Raw genomic sequence first — 12,907 nt, 5'->3', positions numbered from 1 at the left:
CATGACGTCAATAGCGGCCTGTGGAGAAAACGTCACCGCACGGCATTATGCAATAATCTCATAATCTTATGCCGCACCGCATCATATGAGGCTTTCACCCTCGCCAAATATGTAATATATATTGACGCATCCCACAGGCTTGCTTAAGGTGCCGCCCAAGGCCGCACCTCTGACAAGGCGGCCAGATTTCAGACAACGCCGTTAGGGATGAACACGCCGATGCATATTATCTCCGCAGACGACACACAGGCGACCCCGCCGCCGGATTACCGGCTTAACATGGGCTATGTCTGGATGATCTCCGCCATAGCCGCGCTGGGGGGACTGCTGTTCGGTTACGACTGGGTGGTGATCGGCGGGGCCAAGCCCTTTTACGAGCCCTATTTCGGCCTGACGACCGAAGCTCAGATCGGCTGGGCCAACAGTTGTGCGCTGCTGGGCTGCCTGATGGGCTCTATCTTCTCCGGTTTGCTGAGCGACAGTATCGGGCGCAAGAAACTGCTGATCGTGGCGGCCCTGCTGTTCGGCGTATCGTCGGTGGCGACGGGGTGGGCGCACAGCTTCGACAGCTTCATTATCTGGCGCATTGTCGGCGGCATAGCCATCGGCATCGCGTCGAATGTCTCCCCCACCTATATTGCCGAAATCGCCCCGGCGAAATGGCGCGGGCGTCTGGTGACCCTGAATCAGCTGACGGTAGTTGTCGGCATACTGGGGGCACAGATCGTCAACCTGCTGATCGCCGGTGATTTTGACGGTCGCGCCTCGGCAGAAGCCCTGCGCGACTCGTGGCAGGGGCAATATGGCTGGCGCTGGATGTTCACCGCCGTCGCCGTGCCGTCCCTGACCTTCTTCATCTGCGCCTTTCTGGTGCCGGAAAGCCCGCGCTGGCTGCTCAAAAAAGGCCAGACGGAAAAGGCGCGTGCCATATTGAGTAAGATCGGTGGACCGACCTATGCCGACGCCGAAATCCGTGACGTCGATGCGGCCCTGTCGCAAGAAGCCGACACGCGCGGCGCGTGGCCCGACCTGCTGCGCCCGGCGGTGTTCGGTCTGTTGCTGATCGGGGCCGGTCTGGCCATTCTTCAACAATGGAGCGGCACGAACGTCATATTCAACTACGCCGAAGAAATCTATCGCGGGGCCGGTTATGACCTCAGCGGCGTGATGTTCAATATTGTCATCACCGGGGCGATCAATCTGATATTCACCCTTGTCGCTACCTTTACCGTTGATCGTCTGGGCCGCCGGGCGTTGATGCTGTGGGGCACGGGCGCGATCACCCTCATGCACCTGATGCTGGGTATCGCCTTCTTCATGGGCATAAAGGGGCCGCTCGTTCTGGCCCTAACGCTCGGGGTCATCGCCGCCTATGCGACCTCCCTGGCCTCAGTCACCTGGGTGCTGCTCTCGGAAATCTTCCCCAACCGCATCCGCGGACTGGCTATTTCCATCGCCGTGTCGGTGCTGTGGATCGCCTGCTTCGCCGTCACCTACACCTTCCCCATTCTCAATGCGCGTCTGGGGGCCTCAGGGACCTTCTGGTGCTACGGGGCGATCTGCTTCCTGGGCCTGCTGTTCATTGCCCGCTTCGTGCCGGAAACCAAGGGCCGCACGCTGGAAGACATCGAAGAAAGCCTGACGCGCAAGCGTCAGGCCTGAATATGCCCCATCCCTTTCCTGCCGGCACCGCTCTGAGACGCGATCTCAGAGCAGTGTTTCGTTATCAAAGACGTAGTGCGTCACGCGGTGATAGGTCTCGCCCGGGTGCAGCCACGGGCTCAGGAAGCCCGGCTGATTCACGGCGTCGATATAGCCCTGCGGTTCCAGCGCCAGCGCGCCGAAGGGGGCGACCTCCCTCGACAGCCCGCTATAGACCTGAAGGCACGGCTGATTGCTATAAAGGGTCATACGCAGCCCGCTCTGCGGGGCCGACACGCTGGCCATCGGCCCCGTCGCGGGGTCTGAGACCCAGCACTGGTTAAGTCCAATCGCCGTCAGTTGCGGATGCGACTGCGCCAGCACGTCGTACAGCGCCTGCGGCTGACGCAGATCGAACGGCGTGCCGTCCACACTCAGTCGCGTACCGGTCGCCAGATAGGCCGCATCGACCTCCAGCACCTCGTGGCCGCCCACGCCCAGCCGATGGGTGCCCAGTTCGACCTGCCCCAGATTGAAATAGAGATGGTGGGTCAGATCGACCGGACAGGCGGCATCCACCTGCGCTTCGTAGCGGATCTCAAGCGTCAGGGGCGACGGCAGCGAAAAGGTCACACAGACGCTCAGCGTGCCGGGATAGCCCTCGCTGCCCGCCGGGGAGACGTGGCGCAACACCACCGGCGCTTCATCGCTGTGGCGGGCATCGGCCTGCCAGACCTGACGGGTCAGCCCGCGTGTCCCGCCATGCAGATGATTGCAGCCTTCATTGGCCGTGACGCGCCATTCGCGCCTCTCATGGGCAAACCGCGCCCCGGCTATCCGATTGACGGTTCGGCCGATGATCGCGGCCTGATAGGTTCGGTCTGCCTCATAGCGGGCCAGATCGTCAAATCCGATGAGGGTCGGCACGGGGCCATCCGGCCCCGGCACGCTCAGGCTCTGAACCGTGGCTCCGTAGGTCAGTATATGGGCCTCAATGCCGCCCGGCGCGCACAGCCTCAGCCGGTGCACCGCCTCGCCGCATTTCAGTGTACCGAAAAGGCCGGGTACCGTCATAGTTTGGCCAGCCGGCCGCCATCCACATTCAGCGTCGCCCCGCTGATAAAGGCCGCATCCTCTCCGGCCAGAAAGGCGACGGCATTGGCAATGTCTTCGGGCTTGCCGATGTCACCGGCTTCGAGCACCTCGGCTCCGGATTTGAGATTGGGGCTGGCCCACAGCATGGGCGTGTCCACCGCGCCGGGCAGGACGGCGTTGGCGCGGATACCGCGCGGCTTGCCCTCAATGGCGGTCGAGCGCGTCAGCGACGCCAGCGCCGCCTTGGCCGCCGCATAGGGCGCCACCAGAGGCGAGGTCTGAAAGGCGTGGATGCTTGAGACATTCACGATGGCGCTGCCCGGCTCCATGCGGCGCAGGGCCTCGCGCGTGAACAGGGCTGCCCCGATCAGATTCACCCCCAGAAGACGGTGCCAGTCTTCCCCCGTCAGTTCGTCCAGCGGCTTATAGATCATCATGCCGGCGACATTGACCAGGGCATTAACGCGCCCGGACACGGACATGCCCTTTTCACAGACGGTGGCTACCTCGGCTTCGACCGAAACATCACAGGCAGCGAAGGTGGCACTGGCCGCTCCCAGCGCCCGCAGTTCGGCCAAGGCCGCCTCGGCCTGGTCGCCGACGCGATCGACCAGCAGCAGATGCGCGCCATTGGCCGCAAAACGGCGGGCACAGGCCAGACCGATGCCGCCGAGCGCGCCGGTTATCCATACGGTTCCGGGACCTGAATTCACCTTACCACTCCTGTACATAGCCGTCGGGACCACGCCAGACGGGGTTTCGCCACGGCTGATGCTCGCGGCTGGCATCACGCACGCGGTCCTCGTCGATCTCGACCCCCAGACCCGGCGCGGTTAAGGCCGCGACCATGCCGTCATGAACGGCAAATATGTCCGGATTTTTCAGATAGGACAGGAGGTCGTGCGCCTCCGAATTGTAATGGATGCCAAGAGACATTTCCTGCAAGGTGAAGTTAGGCGTCGAAAGCCCGACCTGCATACAGGCCGCCAGCGCAATCGGCCCCAGAGGGCAATGCGGCGCCAGTGCCACGTCGTAGGCTTCGGCCATGGCGGCCATGCGGCGCACTTCAGAAATGCCGCCCGCGTGGCTGATGTCGGGTTGCAGGATGTCTATGCAGGCAGCCTCAAGGAAGGGCTTGATGTCCCAGCGCGAATAGAGGCGCTCCCCCATGGCGATGGGGATGCGAGTCAGCCCGGCCAGTTGCCGGATGGCTTCGGGGTGTTCGCCCAGCAGCGGCTCTTCGATAAACAGCGGCCGCAGGGGCTCCAGAATGCCGGCCAGTTGCTTGGCCATGGGCTTGTGCAGACGGCCGTGAAAATCGAGCCCGGCATCCAGTCCCAGGGCCTGCACATCGGCCAGACGCTGCGCCACCCCATCGAGGGCGCGCGGACTGTCGAGCCAGCCTGTGCCGTCCGTGGCGTTCATCTTCACGGCCTTGAAGCCCTGCCCGATACGCTGACGCGCCGCTTCGACCACGGCGTCGGGGCGATCGCCCCCAACCCAGGCATAGACGGCGACCCGATCGCGCACACGCCCGCCCAGCAGTTGATGCACCGGCAGACCCAGCCGCTTGCCCTTGATGTCCCACAAGGCCTGATCAAGGCCGGACAGGGCCGACATCAGGACAGGGCCGCCGCGGTAGAAACCCAGACGATAGGCCGTCTGCCAGACGTCCTCGATGCGGTCCGCTTCAAAGCGCAGGAAGCGATCCCGCAACGAGGCAAAAGCCCCCATCACCGCCTCGGTATGGCCCTCCAGACTGGCCTCCCCCCATCCGACCAGACCGTCATCGGTTTCGACCCGCACAAACAACCAGCGGGGCGGGACGGCAAAGGTCTCGATACGAAGAATTCTGGAGCCAGCGGCACTGAGCGGTTCCGGCCGCTTCGCCAACGTTGTCACTGGTTTCCGTTTCTGTATCTGCATTGTGAGCTCACATTCCATTCCGACCCGAACGCTGGTGCCGGACGATTGAGAATTGAATATTACGCGCGCGAACAAACGTCAATATATGTATTATAAATAACCCTCTGGCCGGTGACGCGTCCGTGAATGTCGTCCGCGTTTAAGCCTATGGTCTGTCCGCAGCTTTTCCAGAGATTACTTCCCTGTCCCGCGCCTGTCGAAGGCGCAGTCTAAGGCGGTTTATATGAAATAATATATAATATTTATGAATGCGCAAAACGCTTTCAGGGCCGTACACCGGGCACATAATGCCTCTCGACATGCCCCTGAAGTTCATCGGGATAGAAATAGACCTTGCGCAAAGTCGCGGTGCCGTAGCGCTCGATCTGGTCATTGAAATGCGGCGACCGGGGATCGCCGCTTTGCCCGCCGATACTGACGGCATAGGCACGCACGCGCGGCCCGAACTCTACCGTGGCCACAAAGCTGTTGCCGGATGTGCCGTAATATTTGCGCGTGCCCGGATAGGTCCTGGCCCCGAACGAGGCCAGTGCCCCCCACTGGTTAGAGGTAAAGGGGATGGGATAGCTAGGGCGGCTGTCGTCAAAGGTCTGAGTCACCGCGCCGTCATTGCGCTGAAAGCGATTGATGTCGCCCCAGGCCACGCGCCAGGTACCGAAGTCGGTCTGCAAACGCGAGACCGCTTCGGAAAGGGCCCCCAGCCTGTCCGCCGCCGACGCGCGCTGATCCATATAGTCCCAGACGCTGAGGTGTGCCGTCGCCGCCTGTGCCGCCACGCGCCGCCATAGGGCTTCCCCCCAGAAGACAGCCAGAGAGGTCGCCTGTGACTGCGCCGACCAGCGGCGATCCCAGCCCGTCAGGAGGGCCATCGGCTCAGCCAGACGTTCCCGCTGCGGATCGCCCTCCGGCAGGGCGGCATAGGCTTGCTGAAGCCGGGGAATAAGCGAGTCGAAGGTCGGCAGCCACGGATCATAGGCGATGTCGCGCAACCCCTCCAGAGTGACGCCTCGTGCCGGGGTGAGCAGTTTCACCAGATGCAGCCCACGCGGGTTTTCTCCCGCCTGATCCATATAGCGCGGATAATCCTTCTGGCGGGGGCTGTCCGGCCCGGCCGCCGTCCACGGCCAGTTATTGGTGTTGAAGGCATACCCCGAAGGCGGGTCAATGACCTGTGGCAGTTGGCTCAGGTCGTGTACGCCTTTCCAGCGGGTCGCCGGATCGCGGCCATCCACGGGGCGCGTATAGTCGAAACGGTCATCCCGCACGGGCACGAATTGCGGGTGGAGATAGCCGATATGCCCGGCCTTGTCGGCAAACAGGGTGTTGTTTGACGAATTGGCCTGTAGCGCGGCCACCTTCAGAAAACCGTTCAAGTCCGCCGCCTTGGTGCGCAAGAAGGACTGCTGAAGGGCGGCCAGCGGACGGTTCATCAGGGCGACCGATAGCCATTTGTCACCTGACCGGCCCACAATCGGGCCGCTGCGGGTGCTGTAGACAGTAAACCTGCGCGTGGCCATCTCGCCCGAGGGCTGGCGATAGCTGAGGGTGATCTGGCGCTGGCCCACCGGCCGCCACCTTGCGCCGTCCCTGTACTGGCGGGTGCCGCTGGGGGTGATCCTGATCGTCTCGATAAACTCGTCTATGGCATCGACGCCGCTGGAGGTATGCATCCAGCCGGCGGTCTCATTGAAGCCCTGATAGATGAAGAACTGCCCCCAGGTCGCCGCACCATAGACATTCAGCCCCTCTTCGCTGGTGACCTGCTGCTCGGCGCGGAAGAAGAAGCTGGTATGCGGATTGATCAGCAACAGCGCGTGTCCGTCGCGCGTGCGCGAGGGGGCGAGGGCGATGCCGTTCGAGCCGGTCGGCTCCTCATAGGTCAGGTCGGGCGCACGCTCGGCGCGCAGCGACGGCGTGTCCTCATAAAAGGCCTTTAGTCGCTCCAGCGGGATCTGCTCGATATCACCTCCGATACTGCCCTCGGAAAAGCTGAGCGCCATCCACGGTTCGAAGCGCCGGATCACCTGCGGCCTGACCTGCGGATGGCTATCGAGATAGGCATTGAGTCCGTCTGCCCACGCCTCCATCAAGGCTTTCAGCCACGCCGGGCTGCGGGCATATTGCGCCTTCAGCGCCTCCGGGTCGATAAACAGGCGCTGACGCAGATCGGTCCACAGCGCCGCTTCACCGTCCACCTCGGCAACACGGCCGAGTGCCTGAAGATAGTTCCGTTCGATGCGCGGAAAATCGTCTTCGGCCTGCGCATACATCATGCCGTACACGGCATCGGCATCGGTCTTGCCACGCACATGCGCAATGCCCCAGTCGTCGCGCGTAATCACCACCTGCCGCTCCGCCGCCGATACGCCCGGAGGCAGGATGGCGAAGCCGGCCGCCAGACACAGATGCAGAACCGCTTTGCGGGAAAGGGGGCGGGGCAGGTGAAAACGCATGATGACGTCCCTGAAAATCGCTGTGGAGGGCGGCCGATGCGCCTCAGCCCCGACCACCCGTTAGATGTCACGCCCGAACCAGCAGATGATCCGACTTCAGCCAGAACGGCGGCAGGCAGGCGGGCGTCGATCCGAGCGGCAGTATGGACGGCTTCAGAGAAATGCCCAGCTTCTGATCCATAAAGGCCCGCCGCGCCTCTATACGCGCCATGACGTCCGGGTGACGGGCCGCCAGTTCGGCGCGCAGGGCTTCGTCGGCCAGCACCACCGGGTCTTCGCAATTGAGCGCCCAGCCCAGAGGCAGGGGCGTCGGGATGATATCAACCTGAAACACCATGCCGGAGCGCAGCGTATGGCGGCTGGCCGGGCGGATCGGCGTGTTGATCCACTCTTCATGCCCCCCCAGATGGCCCGGATTGAGCATAGACCTCAGCCCGCCTTGCGCCAGGGTCTGCGTCACCTGCTCAAATACGTCGCCGCCCCGGACGCCGATATCTGCGCTGTCGTACCACGCGCACAGACCGGCGAAATAGCTGCGGGCCAGTTTATAGAAGCGGTCATCGCCGTCGCTGATCAGGCCCGCGCGCGCCGACAGCCCACCCCAGTAACCGACCGCCGTCGTCACCCCGTCGCCGCGCGACAGACGCCGCGCCGTAGGGCTGCGCAGGCCGACCACCGGCCCCGACGCGTCACTGGAGGCCAGCATGACGTGGGCGCTCAGCGGCTCACCGGCGTAGGCCATGCGCGCCGCGGCCTCCAGTTCGCTGTCGCCTTCGCGGACCTGCGTCACGATGCGCCAGACGGCCGCCGTCGCTCGCGCTGCGGCCCATTCAAAGGCCGCGATCTGATCCGCATCGACGCAGGCTCGCAGCCCCTGCTCCGGATGCATCAGCACGTCGGTGCAATCGCTGACGGCATCGTAGTCGAGCGTCAATCGGCGCAGAGCATCGACATAGACAGACGGCACAAAAAAGCCGGCATCTTCACCCGGTTCACGCATGGCGGGCTTCCAGCCGACCAGACCGACGCGATGGCCATCGCGGATACCGATGGACGACAGGACCGCGGTAAGGCCCGGCGCCTCGGACCGGTCCTGCCCGGGCAGACTCATGGCCTGACACAGGTGGACTTCAATGGCGCTCAGCCGGGTGACGATCTCGGCAAACGACACGCACTCATTGCCGGTGACGATGATGCGCCGCTCCTGTGGCCCCAGAATCAGCAGGGCCTCTTCGAAGCGGGGCTCGAATTCACACAGAAAGGCGATGTTCGCGAAATGCTCACGATCGGCATAGACCACCAGCCAGTCGCAACCGGCCCGCTGATAGGCGGCACGGCACCGCGCCTCATAGACTTCTGCCGGAACAGTGGGCCGCGCCAGGGGCAGACCGAAATCGGGCACCGTTACGGGAGCAAGTTCAATAGTCATAGCTGATCTTTCGCCTTTCAAAGGAAGTTTTTGCGGCAGCGCACCCGGTCTTTCGACGGCACTTGCGGTCCGGCCCTCTCCGGTGTGACGAGATCGCCGCACAGGGGGTTTTAATATTATCTATATTACATATATAAGTTGCAGCGACGGACCCTGCTGTCAATGCCAAAATGCAGGACAGGGGGAGGGAAAAGATAATGGAAGGGTCTGGGGGGCACCCCGGATCAGGGCCTGAACCCTCAGCGGTGCCGGACACACAGGGGCGAGCCGCGTCAGCCTGCGCCGCGTGGTCGGAAGAATGAGACAGGAAAAGAGAGAAACGCCGCCCTTACCGCGACGTGGCCTGCTCGGCCTGAACCTTCAGCATGAGGTCGAGCGCCCCCTGAATGAGGTCACGCATACGACTCTCGGCCTCGGCGCTGTCTCCGGAAAGGATGGCATCGGCCACCCGTTTGTGATCGACGACACTGGCCAGACGCACGCCCTTGAAGTCGTTGGTCTTGCGGATACTGAAGCGCAGGGCGGTTTCAATCAGCTCCCGCATCTGACGATAGAAGCGGTTGCCGCTGGCCTGAAGGACGGCCACGTGGAAATCAATATCTGAGGTCAGGGTGTCGTCTTCGCCTTTTTCCGCGGCGAACATACGTTTGATGGCGTTATTGATCGCCGCCCTTTGCTCGCCCGTGGCCACCCTCGCCGCCAGCGCCGCCGCGCCCGGTTCGACGCTGAGACGGATTTCTGTAAATTCGATCAGCAGTTCGAGCGAGAAATTCCGCTCCAGCAGCCAGCGCAGCACCTCCGGATCGAGCAGGTTCCAGTGGTCTTCGGGTTCGACACGCGTGCCCTGACGCGGACGGGCCGACAACAGACCCTTGGAGGTCAGCATCTTGACGGCTTCGCGCGTCACCGTCCGGGCCGCGTTGAAACGCTCGGACAACTCGACCTCCTTGGGGAAGACCTGATTGCGGTACTTGCCCGTAACGATTTCCACCCCCAGTTCCTGGACGATGGATTGTGTCAGGTTGGTGGGGGTCAGTCGTGCTCGCATCTGTCGCGCCTATCCATTCTGCCTTTTCCGGTGGCAGCTTATGTGGCGAGTGGTATCAGACCTCGCGCGCGATAGGAATGCCAAATTCGGGAATTTCCCGCGCCTGCGGCTTAGCCCGAACGGGACCCGGGACTGCGAAAACCCCTCCTGAGCAAAAAAAAGCGCGGCGCCTGTCGCAGACGCCGCGAGAGACATAACGTTCCGTGGGAGGACGAAGGGACTCGTGCCCGGACCGTCATGCGCTGTAAAGGAAACCCGATCTTGACCGCCCTGCGGGGGAGACAGACCGGTCCGAAAGCCGCGGGGGCGCTTGCGGACCGGGCCTGTTTTTTAGAACGTCATACGGAAGCCAAGGTTATAGAACGCACCGTCGAGATTATCGCCGAGCAGTTCGTTATTATAGAAGCCCTTCTGGATAAGGTGTTCCTTGGTGACGTTGGTCCCTTCGAAGAAGACGTCCATGCGCTCGTTAAGCGCGTAGGAGGCGCGCATGTCGATCTGCTTGTAGTCCTGCGTGAAGACCGGACCACCGGAGCCGTCGCCGCTGAGGCTGGAGAGGAAGCGTTCGCGGTTGTTGTAAGCGAGGCGGACGGAGATCGGGCCCTTTTCATAGAAGCCGACCACGTTATAGGAGTTGCCCAGCCCCGGCAGGGCAAAGGTACGTCCCGTGACCTCCGAAGCATTGGACACCTTGGCATTGCTGTCCACGAAGGTCGCGTTCGCCGTCACACCGAAACCGCTCCACCAGCCGGGCAGGAAGTCGAAGCTGTAGGTCGCCGCCAGCTCGATACCCTTGGCCTCAGTATTGGCGAGGTTGCGGGGACGACGGGTCAGGAAGGTGGCCGTGGTCGCGGTGAAGGCCGGATCGGCGAGGTGGGTTTTACCGTCGATGACGCTGGTCGTATCCAGACGCTGGGCGTTGGTGATAGTGAAGCGCTCAGCCACAGAGCCGTAGTCGATAAAGTCGGACACGTCCTTCTTGAAGGCGGCCACGGCGACATTAAGGTTCTTCTTCGGATACCATTCAAGCGACAGATCGAGGTTCTTCGACAGGTACGGCTTGAGGGCCGGGTTGCCGCCGCTGGCCAGCATATTGCCCTGACGCGCATCGTCGATCGTGGTGTTCGGACGCATGTCGCCGGGGCTCGGGCGGGTCAGGGTCTTGGACGCGCCGAAGCGGGCCAGCAACTGCGGCGTCAGGTTCAGCTTGAAGTTCAGGCTGGGCAGGAACTTGCTGTACTTGGCCTCTACGGTGCGCTCGACCGGCGTGGCGCTGGCATAGACGGGCGTCTGGTTACCTTCGGAAATCCAGCGCACGTCCACGAGCTGACGGTCGGAGCCTGCCGCCTTGACTTCGGTGCGGACATAGCGGCCACCCAGGTTCAGCGACCACGGCATATCCCCCAGATCGCCGCGGAAATTGGCTTCGACATAGGCTGAGGCGGTGTTTTCCTCGACCCAGTAAGAGCTGGGCTGACGCTTCAGATTATAGCCGCCATTGGCCGCCAGTTGCGCCGCCACCGAACCGGGGGCGCGTCCGTAATAGACATCAAGCTGCGCCAGCGCTTCCGGCGACGCCAGATAGTCGAGCAGGGCCAGACCATCGAAGGAGAAGAATTTCAGCGGCGCATTGGGCCCCAGACCACCGCCCAGGAAATCGCCACCCAGATCCAGCGGCTTCAGGAAACGCTGCGGCAGAACCACCGGGTAGCCGCAATAGGTGCAGTAGGCATCGCCGATACCGAACGACTCGTTTTCCTTGCGCGTCTTGTTAAAGGCCGCACCGACCAGGAAGGAGTCGAATATCCCCTTGTTCACTTCATAGGTGGCATCGAGCTTGCCTTCGGTGACCTCGGTAGAGGTGTTGCCGCCGCCGCGCGTCGCATAGTGGGCGCGGGCGTTGGACGGGTCGCTGATGCTGTTGCCCAGCACCTGAAGCTGCGGCAGGCTGCCGTCTGCAGGCTGTTTCCAGCTGACATTGGTCGGGATACCCACGACGATGTAGTAGGAGCCCGAGCCACCGGTATTGCCGGCTTCGGACTTTGACAGATCACCGACCACGGTCAGCTTGTCCGTCGGCTTCCACTGCATGTTCAGACCCAGCGCCTTGGTATCCGAGTTGCGCGGATAGGCCTGCATGACCATGTCCCACTGACCGTTTTCCGTCTGTTCGACGACGACGCGGTTGGAGTCGATCGCGGCGGTACGCACCTGATTTTCAAGGAAGTAGAAGGCCCCGGTCGCCACGGTGCGCTCAATGTCATAGTGGCTGTAGAGCGCATCGAGCGTAAAGGTAAGCTGATCGTTGGGACGGTACTGATAGGTGGCGGTCAGGCCGGTACGTTCCTGACGCTGTTCGCTCAGATTGAGGTTATAGTTGCGCGGGAAGCGCACATTGTCGAACAGCCGCACATTGGGGTTAAGGTTCGGTCCATAGCCGTTGGTCTGACCGGCCTGCGTACCGATGCTGGCATTGGGCACATAGCCGCTGACGCTGAAAGAATCTTCGCGGGCATCGCGCAACTGATAGGAGGCGGACACCATCAGCCCCATCTTGCCGTCGGCAAAGGTGGTGCTGTAGAGCGCAAAGGCACTGGGGGTGGTTTTGCCGCTCAGGGTTTCGTTGTGCGCCTTGACGCTGAACACCCCCTTGGTCACGCCGATATCCAGCGGGCGCGGGGTTTTCAGGTCGATCGTCGAACCGATACCGCCTTCAGGTACCGAGGCGCGCGAGGTCTTGTACACATCGGCGCCGCTGATCAGTTCGGCGGCGATATTGTCAAAGCCGAAGCCGCGACCACCGCCATCATTGGCCAGGCTGCGGCCATTGAGCAGCACATTGTTGAATTGCGGACCGAAGCCGCGCACCGTGACGCTGGAGCCTTCGCCCAGGCTGCGGTCGATGGACACGCCGGGGATGCGCTGAAGCGATTCGGCGACGTTGGCGTCCGGAAACTTGCCCAGATCTTCCGAGGTGATCGAGTCTAGGCCGACAATCGACTGACGCTTGTTGCGTGCGGCGGCACTGAGACTTCCGCGGATCCCCTTGACGACGACAAGCGTCGCATCGTCGGCCTCCGGCTGCTCTGTCTGCGCATAGACGATACCCGGCAGCATGACCGACGATAAGGCTGCGGCGACGACCGCAATACTGGCACCTCTTAGAAACTCCTTACGCATCTCTCTCCCTTTCCAATTTTGCCCGCACACGTCGCGGCTCTGTCAAAGCGCGGAGTCGCCGAATACGCCGCCCGCCCATATTATATGTAATATATATATGCTCTTTTTAAGTCAAGTCAGTGATGGGGATAATCG

General features: G+C 62.5%; 8 protein-coding genes. 1 reads left to right on the top strand and 7 read right to left on the bottom strand.

Going from position 1 to position 12,907, the window contains the following annotated elements:
- Positions 1-219: 219 nt before the first annotated feature.
- Positions 220-1,662, top strand: coding sequence for a sugar porter family MFS transporter (locus AACH73_RS02385; protein ID WP_338735308.1), 1,443 nt, complete (start codon positions 220-222; stop codon positions 1,660-1,662).
- 45 nt (positions 1,663-1,707) lie between these two features.
- On the opposite strand, the gene AACH73_RS02380 is transcribed toward AACH73_RS02385, so the two are convergent.
- From AACH73_RS02380 to AACH73_RS02350, 7 genes are all read right to left on the bottom strand, one after another.
- A complete protein-coding gene (locus AACH73_RS02380; protein ID WP_338735307.1) occupies positions 1,708-2,715 on the bottom strand; it encodes an aldose epimerase family protein in 1,008 nt (335 codons plus the stop codon).
- Positions 2,712-3,449 (bottom strand): SDR family oxidoreductase, encoded by a 738-nt coding sequence (locus AACH73_RS02375; protein ID WP_338735306.1) that lies wholly within the window; start codon positions 3,447-3,449, stop codon positions 2,712-2,714. The genes AACH73_RS02380 and AACH73_RS02375 overlap by 4 nt, the downstream gene beginning before the upstream one ends.
- Before the next feature lies 1 nt (position 3,450).
- A complete protein-coding gene (gene dgoD / locus AACH73_RS02370; protein WP_338735305.1) occupies positions 3,451-4,638 on the bottom strand; it encodes a galactonate dehydratase in 1,188 nt (395 codons plus the stop codon).
- Between the two features lie 287 nt (positions 4,639-4,925).
- Positions 4,926-7,115: a penicillin acylase family protein gene (locus AACH73_RS02365; RefSeq protein WP_338735304.1), complete on the bottom strand. Its 2,190-nt coding sequence runs from the start codon at positions 7,113-7,115 to the stop codon at positions 4,926-4,928.
- Between the two features lie 67 nt (positions 7,116-7,182).
- Complete coding sequence (locus tag AACH73_RS02360; protein WP_338735303.1) at positions 7,183-8,544, bottom strand: Xaa-Pro aminopeptidase; 1,362 nt, start codon at positions 8,542-8,544, stop codon at positions 7,183-7,185.
- Between the two features lie 328 nt (positions 8,545-8,872).
- A complete protein-coding gene (locus AACH73_RS02355; RefSeq protein WP_338735301.1) occupies positions 8,873-9,592 on the bottom strand; it encodes a FadR/GntR family transcriptional regulator in 720 nt (239 codons plus the stop codon).
- Between the two features lie 330 nt (positions 9,593-9,922).
- Positions 9,923-12,772 carry a TonB-dependent receptor gene (locus tag AACH73_RS02350; RefSeq protein ID WP_338735299.1) on the bottom strand — a complete coding sequence of 950 codons (2,850 nt, stop codon included), beginning with the start codon at positions 12,770-12,772 and terminating at the stop codon, positions 9,923-9,925.
- Positions 12,773-12,907 lie beyond the last annotated feature (135 nt).

Origin of the sequence: Asticcacaulis sp. DW145 (assembly GCF_037101385.1) — a bacterium.
In the GTDB taxonomy this organism is placed as follows: Bacteria; Pseudomonadota; Alphaproteobacteria; order Caulobacterales; family Caulobacteraceae; genus Asticcacaulis; species Asticcacaulis currens.
Note: the sequence above shows the minus strand (reverse complement) of the source record. Positions and strands in the feature narration are given on the sequence as shown.

Excerpts from the sequence above, each read along its gene's own strand:
- AACH73_RS02365 (WP_338735304.1), bottom strand. The coding sequence starts at position 7,115 with ATGCGTTTTCACCTGCCCCGCCCCCTTTCCCGCAAAGCGGTTCTGCAT.
- AACH73_RS02355 (WP_338735301.1), bottom strand. The coding sequence starts at position 9,592 with ATGCGAGCACGACTGACCCCCACCAACCTGACACAATCCATCGTCCAG.
- AACH73_RS02360 (WP_338735303.1), bottom strand. The coding sequence starts at position 8,544 with ATGACTATTGAACTTGCTCCCGTAACGGTGCCCGATTTCGGTCTGCCC.
- AACH73_RS02385 (WP_338735308.1), top strand. The coding sequence starts at position 220 with ATGCATATTATCTCCGCAGACGACACACAGGCGACCCCGCCGCCGGAT.
- AACH73_RS02350 (WP_338735299.1), bottom strand. The coding sequence starts at position 12,772 with ATGCGTAAGGAGTTTCTAAGAGGTGCCAGTATTGCGGTCGTCGCCGCA.
- AACH73_RS02380 (WP_338735307.1), bottom strand. The coding sequence starts at position 2,715 with ATGACGGTACCCGGCCTTTTCGGTACACTGAAATGCGGCGAGGCGGTG.